23 protein-coding genes and 3 pseudogenes are annotated in these 20,412 nt (G+C 36.7%); 18 read left to right on the forward strand and 8 right to left on the reverse strand.

Annotation, left to right across the window (positions count from 1 at the left end; translation table 11 throughout):
- Window positions 1-265 precede the first annotated feature (265 nt).
- A complete protein-coding gene (locus AC0C45_RS17185; RefSeq protein ID WP_237892357.1) occupies window positions 266-1,756 on the forward strand; it encodes a sensor histidine kinase in 1,491 nt (496 codons plus the stop codon).
- Window positions 1,734-2,417, forward strand: coding sequence for a response regulator transcription factor (locus AC0C45_RS17190; RefSeq protein ID WP_013057296.1), 684 nt, complete (start codon window positions 1,734-1,736; stop codon window positions 2,415-2,417). The genes AC0C45_RS17185 and AC0C45_RS17190 overlap by 23 nt, the downstream gene beginning before the upstream one ends.
- A 43-nt stretch (window positions 2,418-2,460) precedes the next feature.
- Here the strand turns inward: AC0C45_RS17190 and AC0C45_RS17195 are convergent, their stop codons facing one another.
- Both AC0C45_RS17195 and AC0C45_RS17200 read right to left on the reverse strand, forming a co-directional pair.
- A complete protein-coding gene (locus AC0C45_RS17195; RefSeq protein ID WP_047933585.1) occupies window positions 2,461-4,080 on the reverse strand; it encodes a SulP family inorganic anion transporter in 1,620 nt (539 codons plus the stop codon).
- A 16-nt stretch (window positions 4,081-4,096) separates the two neighbouring features.
- On the reverse strand, window positions 4,097-4,684 hold the full coding sequence (locus AC0C45_RS17200; RefSeq protein WP_013057294.1) for a beta-class carbonic anhydrase: 588 nt from the start codon (window positions 4,682-4,684) through the stop codon (window positions 4,097-4,099).
- Between the two features lie 248 nt (window positions 4,685-4,932).
- On the opposite strand from AC0C45_RS17200, the gene AC0C45_RS17205 reads away from it, so the two are divergent.
- The 4 genes from AC0C45_RS17205 (at window position 4,933) to AC0C45_RS17220 (ending at window position 7,788) form a co-directional block, all read left to right on the forward strand.
- A complete protein-coding gene (locus AC0C45_RS17205) occupies window positions 4,933-5,595 on the forward strand; it encodes a hypothetical protein (RefSeq protein WP_095380257.1) in 663 nt (220 codons plus the stop codon).
- A gap of 151 nt (window positions 5,596-5,746) precedes the next feature.
- Entirely contained in the window at window positions 5,747-6,193 is a 447-nt protein-coding gene (locus tag AC0C45_RS17210; RefSeq protein WP_472928351.1) for a MerR family transcriptional regulator, read from the forward strand.
- Entirely contained in the window at window positions 6,163-7,335 is a 1,173-nt protein-coding gene (locus AC0C45_RS17215; protein WP_257062410.1) for an MFS transporter, read from the forward strand. The genes AC0C45_RS17210 and AC0C45_RS17215 overlap by 31 nt, the downstream gene beginning before the upstream one ends.
- 153 nt (window positions 7,336-7,488) lie before the next feature.
- Window positions 7,489-7,788, forward strand: coding sequence for a TIGR04104 family putative zinc finger protein (locus AC0C45_RS17220; RefSeq protein ID WP_016764349.1), 300 nt, complete (start codon window positions 7,489-7,491; stop codon window positions 7,786-7,788).
- Window positions 7,789-7,821: 33 nt separating this feature from the next.
- On the opposite strand, the gene AC0C45_RS17225 is transcribed toward AC0C45_RS17220, so the two are convergent.
- Window positions 7,822-9,021, reverse strand: coding sequence for a multidrug efflux MFS transporter (locus tag AC0C45_RS17225; protein WP_047934035.1), 1,200 nt, complete (start codon window positions 9,019-9,021; stop codon window positions 7,822-7,824).
- 473 nt (window positions 9,022-9,494) lie between these two features.
- Here AC0C45_RS17225 and AC0C45_RS17230 point away from each other — a divergent pair.
- The 8 genes and pseudogenes from AC0C45_RS17230 (at window position 9,495) to AC0C45_RS17265 (ending at window position 14,564) form a co-directional block, all read left to right on the forward strand.
- Window positions 9,495-10,946 (forward strand): annotated as a pseudogene (locus AC0C45_RS17230) (alanine/glycine:cation symporter family protein).
- A gap of 184 nt (window positions 10,947-11,130) precedes the next feature.
- The gene (locus AC0C45_RS17235; RefSeq protein WP_016764347.1) at window positions 11,131-11,493 is read left to right on the forward strand and encodes a YidH family protein; all 363 of its coding nucleotides are present in this window, start codon (window positions 11,131-11,133) and stop codon (window positions 11,491-11,493) included.
- A 283-nt stretch (window positions 11,494-11,776) separates the two neighbouring features.
- On the forward strand, window positions 11,777-12,607 hold the full coding sequence (locus tag AC0C45_RS17240; RefSeq protein ID WP_472928354.1) for a YihY/virulence factor BrkB family protein: 831 nt from the start codon (window positions 11,777-11,779) through the stop codon (window positions 12,605-12,607).
- Between the two features lie 147 nt (window positions 12,608-12,754).
- Window positions 12,755-13,297, forward strand: a complete 543-nt coding sequence (gene amaP / locus AC0C45_RS17245; RefSeq protein WP_047934024.1) for an alkaline shock response membrane anchor protein AmaP — start codon at window positions 12,755-12,757, stop codon at window positions 13,295-13,297.
- Between the two features lie 15 nt (window positions 13,298-13,312).
- Complete coding sequence (locus tag AC0C45_RS17250; RefSeq protein ID WP_237892354.1) at window positions 13,313-13,522, forward strand: DUF2273 domain-containing protein; 210 nt, start codon at window positions 13,313-13,315, stop codon at window positions 13,520-13,522.
- A 27-nt stretch (window positions 13,523-13,549) separates the two neighbouring features.
- The gene (locus AC0C45_RS17255) at window positions 13,550-13,837 is read left to right on the forward strand and encodes an Asp23/Gls24 family envelope stress response protein (protein ID WP_257062417.1); all 288 of its coding nucleotides are present in this window, start codon (window positions 13,550-13,552) and stop codon (window positions 13,835-13,837) included.
- A 17-nt stretch (window positions 13,838-13,854) separates the two neighbouring features.
- Window positions 13,855-14,010: a hypothetical protein gene (locus tag AC0C45_RS17260; protein WP_472928357.1), complete on the forward strand. Its 156-nt coding sequence runs from the start codon at window positions 13,855-13,857 to the stop codon at window positions 14,008-14,010.
- Between the two features lie 83 nt (window positions 14,011-14,093).
- The gene (locus AC0C45_RS17265; RefSeq protein WP_016764342.1) at window positions 14,094-14,564 is read left to right on the forward strand and encodes a 2-thiouracil desulfurase family protein; all 471 of its coding nucleotides are present in this window, start codon (window positions 14,094-14,096) and stop codon (window positions 14,562-14,564) included.
- Between the two features lie 44 nt (window positions 14,565-14,608).
- On the opposite strand, the gene AC0C45_RS17270 is transcribed toward AC0C45_RS17265, so the two are convergent.
- Together AC0C45_RS17270 and AC0C45_RS17275 are read right to left on the reverse strand one after the other, a co-directional pair.
- Window positions 14,609-15,778, reverse strand: a complete 1,170-nt coding sequence (locus AC0C45_RS17270) for an MFS transporter (protein WP_257062423.1) — start codon at window positions 15,776-15,778, stop codon at window positions 14,609-14,611.
- 104 nt (window positions 15,779-15,882) lie between these two features.
- Window positions 15,883-16,641, reverse strand: a complete 759-nt coding sequence (locus AC0C45_RS17275; protein WP_016764340.1) for a TrmB family transcriptional regulator — start codon at window positions 16,639-16,641, stop codon at window positions 15,883-15,885.
- Window positions 16,642-16,864: 223 nt separating this feature from the next.
- Between AC0C45_RS17275 and AC0C45_RS17280 the strand changes: the two genes are divergently transcribed.
- Window positions 16,865-17,092: a hypothetical protein gene (locus AC0C45_RS17280; RefSeq protein ID WP_034651602.1), complete on the forward strand. Its 228-nt coding sequence runs from the start codon at window positions 16,865-16,867 to the stop codon at window positions 17,090-17,092.
- 32 nt (window positions 17,093-17,124) lie between these two features.
- On the opposite strand, the gene pssA is transcribed toward AC0C45_RS17280, so the two are convergent.
- Window positions 17,125-17,616, reverse strand: a complete 492-nt coding sequence (pssA, locus tag AC0C45_RS17285; RefSeq protein ID WP_257062565.1) for a CDP-diacylglycerol--serine O-phosphatidyltransferase — start codon at window positions 17,614-17,616, stop codon at window positions 17,125-17,127.
- Window positions 17,617-17,790: 174 nt separating this feature from the next.
- Between pssA and AC0C45_RS17290 the strand changes: the two genes are divergently transcribed.
- The 3 genes and pseudogenes from AC0C45_RS17290 to AC0C45_RS17300 all read left to right on the forward strand — a co-directional run bounded on the left by AC0C45_RS17290 (window position 17,791) and on the right by AC0C45_RS17300 (window position 19,295).
- Entirely contained in the window at window positions 17,791-18,198 is a 408-nt protein-coding gene (locus AC0C45_RS17290; protein ID WP_016764337.1) for a MarR family winged helix-turn-helix transcriptional regulator, read from the forward strand.
- A pseudogene (locus AC0C45_RS17295) lies at window positions 18,191-18,532 on the forward strand (DUF3147 family protein). The gene AC0C45_RS17290 and the pseudogene AC0C45_RS17295 overlap by 8 nt, the downstream one beginning before the upstream one ends.
- 67 nt (window positions 18,533-18,599) lie before the next feature.
- The gene (locus tag AC0C45_RS17300) at window positions 18,600-19,295 is read left to right on the forward strand and encodes an SAM-dependent methyltransferase (RefSeq protein ID WP_257062427.1); all 696 of its coding nucleotides are present in this window, start codon (window positions 18,600-18,602) and stop codon (window positions 19,293-19,295) included.
- 25 nt (window positions 19,296-19,320) lie between these two features.
- Here AC0C45_RS17300 and AC0C45_RS17305 read toward each other — a convergent pair.
- Both AC0C45_RS17305 and AC0C45_RS17310 read right to left on the reverse strand, forming a co-directional pair.
- Window positions 19,321-19,794: pseudogene (locus AC0C45_RS17305) on the reverse strand (DUF4188 domain-containing protein).
- Window positions 19,791-20,345, reverse strand: a complete 555-nt coding sequence (locus AC0C45_RS17310) for a PadR family transcriptional regulator (protein ID WP_016764331.1) — start codon at window positions 20,343-20,345, stop codon at window positions 19,791-19,793. The pseudogene AC0C45_RS17305 and the gene AC0C45_RS17310 overlap by 4 nt, the downstream one beginning before the upstream one ends.
- Window positions 20,346-20,412 lie beyond the last annotated feature (67 nt).

The following is a 20,412-nucleotide window of genomic DNA, read 5'->3' on the forward strand; positions in this document are numbered from 1 at the left end:
AGTCTCCTTTTTTTAAATATTAAGGCATATATTATAACTTTAAGCCTAAGAATATTATGAAAAATAGATCATAATTTTCCAGTAATTCATAAAATGGTAAAAAAGGTGGTGTTCATTCTCACTCTATCACGGTAAAGTGAGAATATACATTTGTTTTGTTGTTTTAATTTTTGCTATATGTATAATGTCTAACGATCTATTTGTTATTCACCTTTACTAGTCTATCAAATAGTTTTGTTAAAGCCAAAGGGGCATAGGGTAAGTAATGTCAATTCAGCTGCGTTTTATTTTAACGTATATCAGTATTGTGTTTGTCTTTATTATTTTGCTTTTTTTATCGGGCTTTCTCATTTTCTTCTCCATTACTGGAGACGCCGATTTTGTAAGAAAACTGTACAGTCACTCCTATGAGTACAAATTGTTAACGCCAGAAGAAGAAAATGCATTCTTGGATTTAAAGTTATTGAGTGAAGAAAAACCGGAGCAGCTGCTGCGGCCGGAGACGGTTAAAAAATATGAATTTGAAAATATTGATATTGTGATTCAAAAAAACAAGGAGGTTGTATATGCTTCAGAATCCATTAAAGGAGAAAACCTTCGTAAATACTTGCCAAAACATCAAAAAAGTAAAGGAAATCATTCGTATCAGCAGGACATGCTGCGCATAGGCAAGCAGTACTTTACATATATCAACCTTGATTTTCATTTCTCGAATCAAGAAAAAGGAAGCATTTACGTTTTGCGAAAAATCAGCCCTTATGTAGGCATTATTAATCGAATTTTCCCTTTTTTAATCTTTCTACTATTAATTTTAGTCATTGTGATTATTGGATTTTTAAACTATCTTGTTTCAAGAAGCATTATTAAACCCATTCGTGAATTAAAAGAAGCGGCTGAAAAAATAAAACAAGGTGATCTTCACTTTGAGATCTCTGCTAATTCAAAGGATGAAATAGGCGAATTAACGCAAGCTTTTGAAGAAATGAGGCAAAAACTAAAATCTTCTGTTGAACTGCAAATTCAATATGAAGATAATCGAAAGCAGCTGCTTTCAAGTATTTCACACGATTTACGAACTCCTATTACTTCCATTGTAGGATATGTAGAAGGAATTCAAGATGGAGTAGCTAATACGCCAGATAAGCTTTCTAAATATTTGTTAACGATTTCAACAAAAGCAAAAGACATGAATGCGTTAATCGATGAGCTGTTTTTATTTTCTAAATTGGATTTGCACGAAATTCCATTTGTGTTTAAAAAACTTAATATTTCAGCATTTATGGAAAGTTATGTGCAAGAGCTTCAGTTTGAAATGAGTGAACATGATATTGATGTTTTATTTTCTAATGATTCTCTAACGACACTGTATGCAAAGGCAGATGCTGAGCAGCTACGGAGAGTTTTAATAAATTTAACAACCAACAGCATTAAATTTATGGATAAAGAAAAAAGAAGAATCAATATCGTTCTTTCTGCTACCGAAAGTGAACTCATTATTGAAGTAAAAGACAACGGCTCTGGAATTTCACCTGAAGCATTAGCGCATATTTTTGACCGGTTTTATCGAGCAGAACAGTCCCGCAACAGCAATACTGGAGGAAGTGGACTTGGACTAGCCATTGCAAAACAAATTGTTGAACGCCACGGGGGAGACATTTGGGCACTAAGTAAGCTTGGCGAAGGAACAAGTATTTTCTTTTCTTTGCAAAAAATGAATGAAAATGGTGATACACATGAAGAAGATATTATTAATTGAAGATGAAGTAAGTATTGCTGAATTGCAAAGAGATTATTTAGAAATTAACGATTTTGAAATAGACGTTCAATATAGCGGGGATAAGGGATTAGAAAAAGCGTTAAATGAACATTTTGATCTGGTTATTTTGGATATTATGCTCCCTAAAGTGAGCGGATTTGAAGTGTGCAAGCAAATTCGAGCTGCAAAAGATATTCCAATCATTTTAGTTTCAGCTAAAAAAGAAGAAATTGATAAAATTAGAGGGCTCGGGCTAGGTGCAGATGACTATATTACCAAGCCATTCAGCCCTGGGGAGCTGGTCGCAAGAGTCAAAGCGCATTTAGCGAGATATGAAAGACTCTCTGATAAGCAGGAAAAGCGTATGATTCGCATTCATGGCTTAGCGATTGACACGCTCGCTAGAAGAGTATTTGTGAATGACAAAGAAGTGTTTTTTACAGCGAAGGAATTCGATTTGCTGAAGTTTATCGTTTCTCATCCAAATCAAGTATTAAGTAAAGAACATCTATTTGAAAAAATTTGGGGATTTGATTCTTCAGGAGATATTTCAACCGTAACAGTTCACATTCGAAAACTAAGAGAAAAGTTAGAAGAAAATCCAGCAGATCCTCAGTACCTAGAAACGGTTTGGGGAGCAGGGTACCGGTTTAATATTTAAAAAAAAGAGATCCGAACGATTAATCGTTCGGATCTCTTTTTTATTACGTAGTAACGATTCTATGACGAGCTTTAATCTTACTCACGGGAGGTTCTGAGGAAAATATATTTTTTTCACCGATTTTATCATATAGACCGGTTGACTTTAACATTTCTTTCGGCTGGTGCTGTAAGCCAGAAATAACGACTTGGCTATGCGAATCTTTCAAACGTTCGACCACCTTCGATAGTAAAGCTTCTCCAGATGTATCAATAAAGGAGACTTGGCTCATTCGAAGCAATAAAACTTTCGGTTTCGCTTCAGCGATCTTATCAAAGGAATCTTCTAATACTTCAGCTGATCCAAAGAAAAGAGATCCTTGCATGGTATATTCCATCAAATCAGATTTGTGAGCGTTTTCAGATGTTTCCGCTAAAACCTTTGAAATCTTCAGTGATCCGCTCATTCGTTTCACAAACATAACAATAGCTAAAAGTAGACCCACGCCTACACCTGTTGTTAAATCGATTGAAACTGTTAATAAAAACGTAGCTACCAGTACAAATGAATCAGCTGACTTGGTTTTTAAAATATGCGCAAATTCTTTACGCTCACTCATATTCCAAGCCACAAACATTAAAATAGGTGCCATACTTGCCAGCGGAATGTTTGATGCATAAGGAGCTAGCATCACAAGGACCAATAAAACAACTAAGCCGTGTATGACTCCTGATAACGGAGAAGCTGCGCCGTTTTTGATATTGGTAGCTGTTCTGGCAATGGCACCAGTTGCTGGAATTCCGCCAAATAGAGAGGTAGCAATATTAGCAATTCCTTGGCCCACAAGCTCTTTATTGCTATTATGCTTGGTTTTGGCCATATTATCAGCAACAACAGCTGATAGTAACGATTCAATACCGCCAAGCATTGCAATTACGCAGGCAGCCGGAAATAGCATCACGATGTTATCCCATGTTAAATCTGGGAAGCTAAAAGATGGTAGTTTACTCGGAATGGCACCGTAAGTAGAGCCAATCGTTGCCACTTTTCCTGGGAACAGCGTAATGGCTACAAGTGTGGAGACAAGAAGACCTAGAAGGGCACCCGGAATTTTAGGTAAAAACTTTGGCGTTGTAATCACGATAGCTAAACAAATAGCGGCTATGATGACGCTGTAAATGTTAATCGTTGCAATTTTTCGTAGGATTTCAATCATATTTAAATGAAATTCCTCATGCTTTGCAATTCCTTTTAATCCTAAAAAGTTAGCGATCTGACCTGAGAAAATAATAATCGCAATTCCTGCTGTAAATCCAATCGTCACAGGGCGCGGAATAAACTTTATAAATTTCCCTAGCTTAAATACTCCGAGAAGCGTAATCATAATTCCAGCCATAAAGCCGGCAATAATGAGGTTCTCATAACCATACTGCATGACAACTCCAAGCAGCACCGGAACAAATGCACCCGTTGGACCTGCAATTTGAAATTTCGATCCGCCTAATATTGAAACCATAATCCCTGCGATAATGGTTGTATAAATCCCGTATTCAGGTCTTACACCAGAAGCGATAGCAAAGGCCATTGCTAAAGGAATAGCAACGACCCCAACCACCAAACCGGCGATAATGTCTTTTTGTAAATGCCCTGCTGAATAGCCTTGAAATCGGTTATCTTTTAGCATTCGATAAAATCCTCCTTCATGAGCTTACGGTTTCAGCTCGGTCTTGGGAATAGCCGTTTACAACGACGTCAAGTTTTCCTGTTGAAGGATGAATGACCATTCCAGAAACAAGAACGTCTTTTGGTAATAAAGGGTGATTTCGAATCATATCCACACTGTTTTCGACACTATCTTCTACACATTCAAACCCAGTCAGCCATGATTCTAAATCAATACCGGCATATTTTAGATTGCGAATTTGTTCCGTGCTAATCCCTCTTTGTTCAGCAGAGGCTAAAATAGCTTCAGCTTTCATGCCTGTCATTCCACATTCATGATGACCGATGACACATACTTCATCAGCTTGCAAAGCGTAGACGGCAACTAATATACTTCTCATGACGCTGCCAAAGGGATGGGAGATAACAGCTCCGGCATTTTTCACTATTTTTGCATCTCCATTTTTTAGCCCCATGGCTTTAGGAAGTAATTCTAACAAACGTGTATCCATACAAGTTAAGATGACTATTTTTTTGTTAGGAAATTTGGATGTTTGAAAAGCCTCAAATTGATTATTTGTTACAAATTTTTCATTAAACTTTAAAACTTCAGATAGACAAGTCATTGTTTTCCTCCTGCGTTATTTATTTTTAACTTATTTTTTAGTCTAAAGATAAAGTTTAAAAACGAACTAAATAAAATATTAAAATTTTCTTAAAATATTCAGAAAAAACTTATAAATAAATCACATTTATATGCGTGAAATTATGTAAGCGCATTCTTTCTTTGTTTTCACGAAAAATAGGAATTATATGTTAAAATGGTACAAAGTTGGAATTGTCTAAAAGAATGGTAGAGAGGAGGAAGACAAAAGTGAAGGCTCTTATAGCAATAGGCCTTATTTTTTGTTGTTTAGTAGGGTGCAGTTCTAATGCCCAAGTCACCAACGACAAAGAAATGGGGGAGAATATTCAGCAATCATTTGAAAAAAAAGGTGTAAGCTCAGTGGATGTATCGAAGTTAAGTGATTTTAAATGGGAAAAAGGATATTTGTTAACAAACAAAAGCAAGAAAGCCGACGTAGAAAAACTTGTAAACGCACCGATCAGTGAAGAGATGATGAAAAAAATATCTGCTGCTAATCAAATGCTTGTGTTTGTACACGAAGGAGAAGTTGTCTGCTATGTAGAACTACCCCAAGATTTCATAGCGCATGATAAAAACCAACTTGAATTTTCATTTTCTCATTCTGAACTAAAATTTAATAAAAAAAGGGAGGGCAAGCCTATAAAAGCAGGAGATAAAATGTTAAGTTCAGAAGATGCTTTAGCTGTAGAATCAATTATGAAACAAATTCAATGGAAAAAAGCTGATTACAGCACCGCTCTTGATCCAGATGTACAGCTTACTTATGAAGGAGTCGTATACAATGTACGATTCACCGCCGAGAGTGCGGAACTTACTTCTAAAAGAAGAGGGATATACGGTAAAGTAACAGGAGAAACAGCACAGCAGCTATATGACATATTGATGTAACCTATTGATTTATCAATAGGTTTTTTGTGCACATATTTTTTAAATTTACATAAAATGTATTGCTGTTATTGACATTAACGTTAACGTTAATCTATAATAGTAATATAAAGTTGACGTTAACGTTAATGTTGAAGGGGGTGAAGGGGAAAGCATGTATTTAATCGATGACGTGACGAAAATGACCGGTTTGACCAAGCGTGCTCTTCGGTATTATGAAGAGATTGGACTCATTTTGCCCCCGCAGCGCACAAAAGGAAATGCACGGATTTATTCCGAAGAAGAGGTAAAAGAACTAAGGAAAGTAGCAGAAGCAAAAGAAGTTCTCGGTTTTTCTTTACGGGAGCTGCAGCAGTTTATGTCGCTCAAAAGAATGATTGAAGAAAGAAGTGAGCAGCAAGGATTATCAGCGAAAGAGATAATTAAAATAGAAAATTTACTGGAAAATCAAATCAAGATGATTGAATTTAAAGTGGTTAAAATGCAGGCATTTAAAACAGAATTAAAAGAAATGCGAGAATCTGCTATGGAAATACATGAAAAAACAAAAACAAAAGGAGAGATGAAAGAGTGGAAGGACAGCATTCAAATAACCGATTAGGTCAAATTATTACGGTAGTAGCTACTTTTTTAGCATTTATGGGAATCGGGGTAGTAGATCCGATTTTACCGGAGATTGCTAAGCAAATTGGAGCTTCTCATTGGCAAGTAGAAATGTTATTTACTTCCTATTTGTTAATGATGGCTATTATGATGATTCCAGCAGGTATCTTAGCATCACGTGTAGGAGACAAGCGTTTGATGGTAACAGGACTTATCATTGTGACGATTTTTGCAGCACTATGCGGGTTGTCTAACAATATTCCTCAGCTTTCCATTTTCCGAGCAGGATGGGGACTTGGTAATTCGTTTTTCTTTGCAACAGCTATGACGCTGCTTATTGCATTATCAGGTGAAGTGAAAAAAGCAGTAGGGTTATATGAAGCTGCGATCGGTTTGGGAATGGCCGGAGGACCGCTTGTAGGAGGCGTGTTAGGAAATGCTTCTTGGAGATTGCCTTTTTTCGGTACAAGTGCTTTAATTTTTATCGCCTTTATTTTAGTATTAACGATTGTTAAACAGCCTGCAAGCACTAAGCCTCGTAAAGCAGCGGGTTTTAAAGACATGGTTAAACTTTATAAATTAAAAACATTTACTCAAGGCGCTGTATCAGGCATGCTTTATTACTATGGATTTTTTACAGTGTTAGCTTATACGCCGCTTATTCTATCGATCGGAGCTCTTCAAATTGGCTTTGTTTTCTTTGGATGGGGGTTATGTTTAGCTTATGGCTCAGCGGTTTTAGCACATCAGTTAGAAAAAAGATATCAGCCAAAACAAGTGTTGCATGTTAGCTTAATTGTTTTTTCACTTATTTTAATTTGTTTATTTGCCTTTGATGCAACATGGTTGCGCATTGTTTTAATCATGGCAGCAGGTCTTGTATCAGGACTTAATAATGCATTATTTACGAGTCATGTAATGGAAGTATCTCCTTATGAACGAGGAATTACATCTGGAGGATATAATTTCTTAAGATGGTTAGGCGCAGCGTTTGCTCCTTTATTATCAGGAGTTATCGGCAATGCCGTAGCGCCTCAAGCTCCTTTTCTCGTAGCAGCGATTCTTGGATTGCTAGCTTTTGTTATTATGGTTATAAAAGTAAAAACAGCTTCTCAAACGAATGAAGCTGTATCTAAATAAAAGTTGAAATAAAAGGCTTTTTCTTGTAAAAAGCCTTTTATTTTGTTTTATGTTATAATAGTAAAAACGTTTTTAATCATAAAAATGAAACTCTTTGTCAACTTGTACGTATACTTTATATGCACATAAATTCTTTTTAGGAGCGTGATGCCCATGGCCACCTGTCAAAATTGTAATCATAAATGGAACTGGAGGACAACCTTTAAACAACTGTTAACATTTAGAAACGTTTTAGAATGCCCACACTGTGACAAACAACAGTATATCTCTGCAAAATCCCAAAAGCGATTATCAATCTACTCATTTGCACCCCTTATTATTTGGCTTATTCTCTCACTATTTGACTTTTCCTTTCCATCCATTGTTGTCGCGGAGCTTATTTTCTTCATAGCAGCGGTTGTTATGATGCCACTTTCTTATGAAGTAAGCAGCGAAGAAGAACCCTTGTGGTAATAAAAAAACCTTCCGTTAAAACGGAAGGTTTTTTTATGCGGCTTTACCGTCTAGCTGTTGTCCGTGATGGCGTTGATAATACACCCACCCAGCATTCAATAGTAGAAGAACACTAGTTGTTAAGAATACGTAAGGAATTCCTTTAGCTCCGGCAATTTGTCCGCCAATGACTGGACCGGCTAAATTCCCAAAATATTGCGCTGTTTGATTATAGCCAAACATTTTACCTGTAATAGAGTCCGGTACAATTTTCTTTAAATAAGAATTAATAGAAGGTAATAATCCTCCCATTGCAAAACCGAGTAAAAAACGAAGTAAGAATAGCTGCCAAGTACTATGCACAAAGGCCTGTAAGCCGCAAATAACCGCTACGATGAGCAGGCATATTTGAAGCACATTTTGAGGACCCACGCGATCGCTGACTTTGCCAAGTTTTGATGCAGCTAAAATATTTGAAATTCCTGTTGCCGCTACGACAAAACCTGAAATAAGGGCAAGGTGATCGGTATGAGTAGACAGTTGTTTTACATACAGTGTAACGATTGGCTGAATAGCCATAACCGCAAGCTGCAGTAAAAAAGTTGTAACAAATACACCAATCACGGCCTTTGAATTTTTAAGAGACAGTAACCCAATGTTAGATTCTTTCGTCGTTTTCGCCGTCTCTTTTTTGTCTTCTTGAATTAAATTTACAATTAAAAAAGACAAAAACATAAATGCACCCGTCACGAAAAAGACGTGGCGTAGCCCGATTGTATCTCCTAAGTAGCCGCCTACTAGCGGTCCTAATAAAGATCCTGATACAGCCCCTGTAGACAACGTACCTAATGCTTTACCGCTGTGCTCTTTAGGTGTTTGAGTCGCTACTAATGTAATGGCTGCAGAGATGAAGCCGGAAACGGCACCCATTAAAAAGCGCAGTCCGACAAGCTGATAGACATTTTGCACAAAACCAATGGAAGTCATAACAACTGCCATACCCAAGCTTGCGCGAAGGAGCATAAGCTTTCGCCCATATTTATCGGCCAAACTCCCCCATAAAGGAGAAACAATAGCCGCCATTAAAAAGGTAGATCCAAAGGCAATACCAGCCCATCTGCTGATGGAGCTTGTATCGTGAACTCCCAGCTTTTCAATATAAAGCGGTAAAAACGGAATAACTAAACTCATCCCGGCTGTGGTGCAAAAAGAACCGAACCAGCAAATGTACAAGTTTCGTTTCCATAATTCCATTCTATTTCCTTCTTTCGTTGTGCCGCATGGCGTGAAAACAACAAAAGAGCGAAACCATACGGCCTGCTCTTTTAGCATACATGCAGCATCTTTTTGTCAGTTTAAATTATACCATATATCAGAAATATTTAAAAATAAAATGATTCACTTAGTGAACTATTAACGTGAAATGAAAACAGAAAGATGTGCTGTGTGTACGCTCGGCTTAGAACGTAAAGTGACCCTTGGTTCACTTATTACCTTATGCTGTGACAGTGGGGATTATGTAAAGAACTTACGCATCACTGAAAAATGCGTAAGATAATCTGTCCAAAATATACGTTATATCCGCAAATGTTGTCTATTTATCAAATAATGTGTAAAACAACCTTAAAAAAAGAGTGGATTTTCTGTTTTTTAACTCTATATTAAAACTATGTTCTCATTATTCATAATGTGCAAAGTGTTTTAAGGGGGAATTCATATTGGAGCAGATGATTAGTACAATAAGTGAAATGATTTGGAGTACGCCGATGCTTTACCTATGTATAGGAGTGGAACTTTTATTTACTATTCTCACTAGATTTGTACAAGTTCGATATTTGAAAGATATGGTTACTTTATTGTTTAATGGAAAAAGTTCTGAATCGGGCGTTTCGTCTTTCCAATCGTTAACACTTGCTTTATCAGGGCGCGTAGGAGTTGGAAATATTGCGGGAGTTGCAACAGCAATTGCATTCGGTGGTCCAAGAGCAGTTTTTTAGATGTAGTTTATTGCTTTTATAGGTTCAGCTAGTGCATTTATTGAATCAACACTTGCTCAAATTTATAAAGTAAAAGATAAAGGAGAATACCGAGGTGGGCTTGCTTATTATATTGAAAAAGGCATGGGGAAGAAGTGGTACGCACTGATTTTCACTTTTGCCGCACTGCTAGCTATGAGTGTACTTGGACCAGGAGTGCAAGCCAATTCAATTACAGCAGGGATAAATAATGCATTTTCAATTCCGCCTTTAACCTCTGGAATTGTACTTGTTGTTATTTTAAGATTAATTATTTTTGGAGGCGTTAAGCGTATTGCTGCCGTGGCACAATATGTTGTTCCGTTTATGGCCATGGGATATGTCCTTGTTTCGTTAGTGATTATCGGATTGAACATTCAAGCTTTACCAGGAGTTATTGCTTTAATCTTTAAAAGTACATTTGCACTTGATTCTACGTTCGGCGGAATTATTGGCATGGCTATAGCGTGGGGAGTCAAGCGAGGTGTATATTCAAATGAAGAGGGTCAAGGTACCGGAGCTCACCCCGCAGGAGCAGCGGAAGTCTCACATCCTGCCAAGCAAGGTTTAGTGCAAGCTTTTTCAGTTTATATTGATACGCTGCTTGTATGCTCTGCTACAGCCTTGATGATTTTAATTACAGGTTCTTACAGCACCCAAGCGCCAGATGGTTCGTTCAATGTGGATCATTTAAAAGGAGTTGAAGCCGGGCCTCAATATACGCAGCAAGCAGTTGAGACGGTGCTTCCTGGATTCGGATCAGGGTTTGTAGCTGTTTCTCTCTTGTTTTTCGCCTTTACTACGATTATGTCACAGTATTATATTGCGGAAACGAACTTAGCTTACGTAATAAAAGGCAAACAAAATAAAATAGTATCCATGTTCCTTAAGGCAGTTCTTTTAGCCACTACTTTATACGGATCTATCCGAACGGCTGAAACTGCATGGGCATTAGCAGACATCGAAGTTGGAATAATGGTTTGGCTCAATTTAATTGCAATTTTGATTTTAGCTAAACCTGCTTTAATAACTTTAAAAGATTATCGCCAGCAGAGAAAACTAGGGATAGACCCTATCTTTTCTCCAAGAAAATTAGGAATTCAAAACGCTGATTATTGGGACGAGGAATATCAGCATGATCAAGATAAGGAAAATGTTTCATAAATCAAAAAAGCCAGCTGAGGTTATCCCGTTGGCTTTTTTGATTTATGAAGAAGCTCTTTTGACCGCTTGAAGATGGTAATGATTCGTTATTTTCGGGTATAATGTGGCGTGAAGCGTCCTCAATTTATTTTCGTTTGAGCATTTATTTATAATAGAAGACATATAAAAGGACGGTGGTATGTAAATGACTAAAAAAGAAAATGAATCCATTTATATTCAGCAGCATTTAGCAAATGAACGAACGTATTTAGCGTGGATTCGAACGTCTATTGCCACACTCGGCATTGGCTTTGTTGCAGGCGGCTTACATTTCAATTCCGGAAAAAAATTAAGTGAAGCAGCCGATACTCTTATTATTGCTGTTATTATCTTTTCTTTAGCTGCAAGTGCAGGTTTGCTTCTCTTCTCAACCTATCATTATTTTTCAACCCGCAAAAAAATTAACAGCCAAACGTATCAATCTTCTCACGCTTTGGTTATTTTTGTTTCAATGATTATGCTGATGCTGATCGGCGCTCTTATGTTTTACTTTTTTAACATAGCGTAAAAAAGTTTAAGAAGTAAGAAAAAAGGGAGATCAGCCCCAAAGAATTTATGGTTTTATGAAAGAAAAAGAAGATCTATTGATATGGTGGTAATGGCAGATGTAATTATAATAATTATCTTCTTTATGAACCGGCTGTATAATTTTACAGGTTAAATTCTTTATTAACCGCGGATAATGGAAAAGGAAAGCTTTATAAGCCGAAACTTATCCAATATATGTTAAACATAAAAATTGAATATGAATTTCACTACAAAGTGAAGCGAAAGTAAAGGAGAACGCTGTTATGATTCAAACATCTAAGACCGTTGCCGCTCGTTTTTTTACGGAGCGTTTCTTTGATCAGGCTGCTCAAACAGCCTACTATTTTTTGTTATCTTTTGTACCGTTTATTATCTTTCTTTTTTCTCTGCTGAGTTTCTTTCCAATTGATACAAACAATTTGCTGATATTTATTGAACCATTTACTCCTAAAAGCGCCTATGCCGTAATTGAACGGTCAATTGAAACAGTTAACAATAGCGGTAAAAAAGTTTTATCTTTTAGTTTATTGGCGACTTTTTGGCTCGCATCTATGGCTATACAATCTTTGGTTCGCTCGTTAAATGACGCGTATCATATTCAAAGAAAACAAACGTTTTTGCGCGGTTTAATCAATGATTTAATTTTAACTTTTGGTTTTATGGTTGTGGTAGCTATTTCATTATTTGTACCAATTATTGAAGAGGTCATTCGACATCTGGTCCTAACAAAAGTCCAAGTTCCTGACATATGGTTTCAAAGCTGGACGACAATTAGATGGGGAATTGGGACATTATTTTTATTAGGCTTTTTTATTCTTTTTTACAAACTGATGCCAAGCGCAAGAGTAACGTGGAAAGATGTACTTCCAGGAGCTGTTTTCTCCACGCTAGGATGGCAAGTTGTATCTACCGGATTTGGATACTATGTCCAGTTTGGAAGCTACTCGCAAATCTATGGTCAGCTTGGAAGTATTATTATTTTAATGGTCTGGTTTTATTTAACGGCCGCTATTTTATTAATTGGCGGTTTAATAAACGGTAATAAGTTCATCAAAGCTCACAAGACAACGTATAGAGACGCGAAAAATGACTAGGGAAACCTGGTCGTTTTTTTTATATTCAGTTTTACAGTTAGAAAGTTTATCAAAAAAATATTGCGGCTAACTATTGAATATCTCGTTGCCTTCCCTTTACACACAACAAAAAAGCAGTAGGAGTTCACGTTGAAATGAGGTGGAAAATTGAATAATTTTAATCTGTTTTTAATCGCAATTATTGGAATTGCAGGACTGATTTGTTCCGGTATGTTAGCACTGATGGTTTATAGGGTTCCTCACCTTTCAAACTGGTTAGAAAAGTGGCGGCATCAGGAGTGGTTTTACTACACAATTTTATCAATAAGCGCATTTTTAGCAGTTATTTTTATTATTTTTCTTTTAACAGGCATATTTAGCAGACCGCCTAAAAAGAATTTAGCAATTGTAACTGGTGAAGGCAAAATAACAATTTCTAAAGCAACAATCGAATCTACAGCTTTACGAGCAATTAGAAGCTTTCAGGGAATACGCTCTCCTGAAGTCCAGGCATCTATTCATTCTCGCAAAGAAAAAGTTAGTCTGTATATCAACTGTTCGTTGTTTGGACGAGATGGACTACCAACACTAGGAAAAGAAATGCAGCTTGAAACAAAACGCGCCGTGGAGGCCTTACTCGAGCTTCCCGTTCACTCGGTCCGTATTGACTTAACAGATACACAAACACGAAAGAAAGAGCGTGTTGTGTGATGAAGGAGGGACATAATGAGTACTCCTGATAAATTGATTCCGTACCGTGGCCGAGTACTTGGTATTCTGGCAGGTTTAGTGTTGGCAATTTTGTTATTAACAATTAGTTTTGGTCCCACGCTGCTAATTGTAGCTTTTATGGGAATTGGTTATGTAATCGGGAAGTGGCGAGACGGTCATTTAGACATAAATGCTTGGGTAGGATTCTTTACTAAAGGAAGATAGAAAATCACTTTAAGGGAGATGTTAGTTATGGCAGTTAATGAAACAAATACACCAGTAAAATCTCAGGAAAATACACATCAAAATACGTTAACATTTGAAGATCAAGTCATTAAAAAAATTGCTGGAATTGCAGCTAATGAAATTAAAGGAATTTTATCAATGAGCGGGTTAACAGATCGCTTCCGCGGCACTGAAGATATCACAAAAGGGATTAACGCTGAAGTAGGAGAAAAGCAAGTTGCCCTTGATTTAAAAGTAATTGTCGAATACGGAAAAATGTTCCAGCTATTTTCTCTGAAATCGTTAATAACGTAAAAAAATCAGTTCACGAGATGACGGGCTTAGAAGTAGTAGAAGTAGTAGAAGTAGTAGAAGTAGTAGAAGTAGTAGAAGTAAATATGCATGTAGAGGACATAATGACTCGCTCTGAATTTGAAGCGAAAACGGATCGAGACAAAGAGCAGGAGTCAAAGCGTGATCTTGAATAAAATATAAAAGGTAAACACTTCCATTCATCATATATTCTTTGTATGATGAATGAGAAGTGTTTTTTTATGGGAGGGAGAATTCTGTGATTTTGGTTAGTTCCTGCTTAGCAGGTCAAGCTTGCAGATATAATGGAAGCAGTGCCTTAGCTAAGGAAATTGAAGCGCTCGTTGAAAATAAAGAGGCGGTGATGATGTGTCCGGAACTGTTAGGTGGATTTCACACGCCTAGAGAACCGGCAGAAATTATAAAAGGAACGGGAATAGACGTAATAAATGGAAATGCGCGAGTTATTGAACGATCGGGAAAAGACGTGACAGATATATACATAGACGGGGCCTATAAGGCACTAAGCATCGCAAAAGAAATAAAAGCTACTGTTATTGTACTAAAAGAAAACAGCCCTTCATGTGGAAGTGAACATATATATAACGGAGCATTTTCAAATGTTAAATTAGCCGGTGAAGGGGTAACGACTGCGTTGCTAAGAAAGCATGGTTTTATCGTCATGTCCGAATCTCAATTTGCAGCTGAAATGCATGGAGACCCATCATAATCAAAAAAAGCGTACACCATGTGTGTACGCTTTTTTATAAAAGCTTATTTACTGTGAAGCGTATCTGCTGTGCTTTCTGTTCGCGTTACCGCATAAAGAGAGCAGAAAAGACCAAGCAAAACAAAAATAGATCCGACCCAGCCGTTATAAATAACAGAGTATTGATTAACGACAATTCCTCCAACATAGGAGCCGATCGCAATTCCTACGTGTGAAATCGCTGCATTGGTGCTGATTAAAATGTCCGACGTGTCGCGTGCACTATGAATAATTAAATTGCTTTGAGCCGGTGAGACCGCCCAGCTGAGCGCACTCCAAATGATCATAAGAAGCAAGAACACAACGAATGGCAAATGAACGCCAAAAGGCATAGCAATCATGCTAACAAAAAAGAGAGCAATCATGGTGATAACAGATGAAGAAGGGTTCCATTTATCAGAAACAGCTCCTCCAAGTCCTCCTCCTGCCACGGCAGCAAGACCGAAAATACCATAAATAATGGTCACCATCCTTGTATTTAATCCTAGTGTTTCTTGTAAAAATGGTGTGAAGTACGCATAAAGCGTTAAATGGCCCGCAAGTACAAATAATGTTGCTAGGTGAATAGCGAGCATTTTTTTATTGCGTAAAGCTTTTACCTGAGTTTTTAACGGTACAATTGGAGCAGGAGCTAGACGCTCCATTGTAAACCAAACGGTAATCATAATAATGGCAGTCAAAATTGCAATCATAACAAATACTTGACGCCAGCCAAGCGCATTTCCAATCAGAATACCAAGAGGAATGCCTAAAACAAGTGAGCCGCTGATTCCCATAAATACGATGCCAATTGCTCTGCCTTGGTATTTAGGTTTTACCATTCTAGAAGCCATTGTGGTAGATAGTACAATGATAAAAGAACCGCTCGCAGCAGCAAGGATACGTCCAATCAGTAGCATATAATAGCCTGAACTGTAGGCTGAAAATACATTGCTCAATAAGAAAATAAATAATGTCCACATATAAACTTTTTTACGCTCTATCTTAGCCGTCACATTTAGTAAAATCGGCGCAGACAAGGCATAAACAAACGAATAAATAGAGATTAAATAACCTGCTTTTGCTAATGATACATGAAATGCATCGGCAATTAAGTCTAAGATGCCTCCTAGAATTAATTCGACCGTTCCAACAACAAAGGAAGCAATCGCAAGTATGTAAACTTTTTTATTCATCAAAAAACCCCCTCTTTAAAAAGTTACAACTAGAATAGTAACCTTTTTTAGAAAGGATTTCAATAGGTAATATTAAAAAGGTTACTAATGAATTAGTAACCTTTTTAATATCGCAGTCGAGTAAGCAGCTCCATGATCTCAGAATCTTGAAGAAGCTGCTCTTGATATTTCTTTGTAATATGGGTAAGTGCAACGTCATGATAAAAGAAATCAGCAAAAACTTTTACAAGCGGCTGCGACATGGTTTTTATTGCTTTCCATGTCTCATGTTCAATGCCGGCAAATAAAAGGTAAGCATCGTCAACAATAATCAACTGCGACGGCTCAAGGTTTTTATGATCATCTATTGGATTTAATGTATGTAAATGTTTGAGGGCAGTCTGCAAGTTTCCTATGGTTAAGACCTCGACGTTTACGCCTTGTTTCTCTTTTTCTTCTAGCAATGAGCGGTAATGTTCTAACTCATCATTCCAGGCGGATAAAATAATAGAAGATTCCGCTTCATGAATCAATTGTTCAATATGGGCAGAAATAGAGGATTTATCTTTTAAACTCCAAACATGGTCATCTGTAAACGTTTTTTTTATTTTATATGTTTTTAATTCATTAATGTCATTTTCAAAATCAGCAGTAAGTTTTTGAATGACGGTTTGAAGGGCTACCGCTGAGTAAAGTTTCTTTTTCCCGGACAATGTATTTACTACAATACCTTTATCAATTAAACGATTAAGCACTTCATAAATTTTTGCTTTTGGAACATGCGAATACGTAACAATCGAACTAGCATCCAGCGGACCATCATTCGCAAGCAGCGCTTCATATACTTGACTTTCATACTGAGAAAAACCAAATTTTTGCAGCATAATTTTCTATTCATCATCCTTTCTTTTTTTAAGTATATCACGGTTTGTAAAAGTATTACTAATTGTATCAGATGCAATAATCTTATTAAACTATCTTCTAAATGACCATTAAAAATAAAATAAGCTATTAAAGAATCTTTATTACAGTAGAAATATTTTTAACCATATACTTTCTATACTAAAACACTCAACATTGGGTAAAGAAAAGAAAGAGGTGAAAAAAATGAAGAAAAATGAAAAACTACTGTTGAAAAAAATGAACATAAAACAGCAAAGAGAAGTGGCTGCTCAGCTTGAAGACGTACTGGATTCCTTACTGTCCCTTGAAGAAAAATTATGCTCAGCACCTGATAATAGCGAGTGGCTCTCTTTACAAGCTCAGCTTGAAAAAAGAGAACATGAGCTGAAATTCAAGCATAAAATGCTGTTCGAAGAATGGACAGCACTATAAAAGACAGGCATTTTGTCTGTCTTTTATTGCATCTAAATTTTCATCACTCGAATAGGGCTAACCATCAAAATAGCTAAAATAATCATAAGGTAAGGGTTTACGTAATAAAACATGCCAAGCAGTGCGATAATTAGAGCGGGAAAAGGAATAGGAAGCCCTATAAAATAACCTATGGTTGGATTTGCACTAAATTTAGCTAATCTTAATGCGCCCATGCTTGGATAAATCATAAAACCGAGTACGGTTAGCCAAGAGAGGGGAGAAAGAGTATGAAATAGCATTGCAGGCGCTACGCCAAAGCTTATAATATCAGCCAAAGAATCTAGCTCTACACCAAACGCACTGTTAACTTTCAGCTTTCTCGCAATTTTGCCGTCAAATAAATCGAAAAAAGCGGCTAGAAAAATAAAAAGAGCAGCTAAGCGTTCGTAGCTATTCATATTAAAAGCTATGGAAAATACGCCGCTTAGCAAATTTCCAATCGTAAAGAGATTCGGAACCCATTTTAACAGTCGAAGAATCAATGTCATACAACCGCCTTTCACAGTGTGTACGATTAGTGTAACTGTTAAATCGTATTATTATGTGAGATGTCAGATAAAAAGAAGGTAGTATTGAAACCTGGCTGTTGTTCCTGTAATATATATGTATCGTATAATACGATAATAACTAAAAATACGATATAAAGGAGCAGGATCATGAAAGTAGAAGAGTTAAACAGTTATTGGACGTCTATTTATTATCATTTGCACTATACGCATCAAGAGAAAATTACACACCAAACAATACGTCTTTTACAGCATATAGATAAATCATCTTCGGTTGGAATAAAAGAAATTGCGGATTATTTACACGTTTCACATAATACGGCATCTGAACACGTAAAGAGAAGTATTGATAAGGGGTATGTATATAAAAATAGAGATATACATGATGAAAGAAAAGTAATTCTGCATTTAACAGAAGCAGGAAAAGACCTGTTAAAACGGAATTCAAGCTTGGATGAAGAAAAAGTATCAGCTATTTTACGCGAAATGACAGCATCTGAAAAACAGCTGATTCAACAGGCTTTTCAGTTATTGAGCGAGCGTGCAAAACATGTATAGTATCATCAAAATTTTAATGTCTGCTCTTATTATTACAGGGGTAACAGAAATGGCCAAAAGATTTCCGACATACGGTGGAATTGTGGCTGCCCTTCCAATTGTGAGCTTACTAAGTATTATATGGTTATCAGTGCAAGGAGAAAAAAAGGAAGTGGTCAGTCAGTTTACACTCGGCGTTCTTTATGGACTGCCAGGCACTATTTTACTACTTGCTGTCGTCTATATTTGCTAAAAAAACTCTCTTCATTTGTTTATGAGTTTATCAATAGGAGTTATGTGTTGGAGCCTGTTTTTAGGCCTTCAAAAGATAGTGGTTAAACTAATTACTACATAAACTATTGGAATTTAACCCAATTTTCTGTAAAATGAAAGTCTAAGTAAAAGATAGGAGCTGAGTAGAGTTGAGTTTAGCAGAGAAAAAGTTAGGAATTGACCGAGTTGTTTTTATCGGCAGAACGTTTGAAGAGTATAGAGCTATGTTTAATTTGAATGAAAAGCATTTAAAAGGAAAAAAAGTGTTAGACTGTGCTAGCGGGGCCTGTTCTTTTACTGCTCATGCCTTGCAGCAAGGTACGGAGGCTACTAGCTGTGATATTGCCTATAAATTTACGGCAGAAGAGCTTGAAAAGAAAGGAAGCCTGGATTTAATTCATACGATGAATCAAATGCAGCACGTACAGGAACAGTATATGTGGAAGTATTTTTCGTCTATTGATGATTTAACTGAACATCGAAAAAGAGCATTAAAAGATTGTATTGCTCATATGAAAAAGAATCCTGAAGCCTATCAGTACGGAGCACTTCCTAATTTGCCGTTTCAAAAGAACGAGTTTGATTTAACGCTTTGTGCAAACTTTTTATTTATGTACAGTGACCGTTTAGATTATACGTTTCATTTAGAGGCTTTAAAAGAACTGATACGCGTTACAAAAGAGGAAGTACGTTTATTTCCTTTAACGAATTTGAGCGGCAAGATTTCTACCTATTTGCCGCAGCTGTTAGAAGAGATTGCGCCTCTAGTAAAGGGAACAGAAATAGCAGACGTCCCGTATGAATTTCAAAAAGGTGCCAATCAAATGCTGAAAATATATGTATAACAAATATAACGAAAGCCGCTTTTAGTTAAAGCGGCTTTTTAACATTCAAACGTTTTTTGGCAGTTTGAGTATGTTTCGTTATGGTTTCAGATCCAAGCGCTTTAGCTAAACCGAACAAAGGCATATTCACGTATACTGATTCATAATTTCCTGCAGGAATGACGTACGTTTCATGATAAATGCCCACTGCATTCGTTTTTGAAACCTGTTTATAAAAAGAATTCCAAGCTTCTAAGTGTTGAGGACCTTTGGCATAGGAGGTCAATTGATCAACTGACTCCCAATATTGAATCAGCGTGAGGGTTCTTAAATTAAAAGATCCTTGCAAAGATAAAAAGCCAAGTTTTTTGTTTGTATACAATTCGCGAATCATAGGAGGCATTGCTTTAAATACAGGGAACCATTTGTGTACGGCTGTCTATTTATTAATGCGCATTCCTATAACAAAGACAACCAACTCCTGAACAGGCTTAGCCATCACACGATTGGAATGAATCATAAATTATGCGCCTCCTCATCATATAATTTATTAATCGTATCTTTGCACCATTCTATCGAAGCACACGTTGTTCGTTTACCGTAGTCTAGGGTAATAAGCCAATACGTTCTGTCGGGAGAAGGGCTGTTAGAAATGCTGTCTTCGATTCCGCAATACATGTGATAACGTTCAGTTAGTTTCTGCTGAGCGTTTTTTAACTGGGAAATTGTGAGTTGCTTTTCTTGCTGACTACTAAAAAAGAGTTTTAACAAAATTTCATTTCTTTCGGAAGGGAGCTGCTTAATAGGTTCACGCAGCCAATCTTGCAGAACTTCTTTTCCTTTAGTTGTTATTACATACTCTTTTTTATCTGGTTTATCAGTTTGAGCAACGGAATTGACCGTTGCTAGTTCATTATTCACAAGCTTTTGTAAAGTGGGATAAATTTGGCCATAACTGATTTTCCAAAAATGATTTAAACTTCGATCCATTAACTGCTTAATTTCATAACCAGTTCTGCATTCCGTGGTAAGAAGTCCTAAAATTGCATATGTTGTTTGATTCTCCTTCATTTATTTTCCTCTCCTATATCTTTTTGATATATATATTACCATAAACAGGATAATATTCAATAAAAAA

This window comes from Priestia sp. VA7 (genome assembly GCF_055710015.1).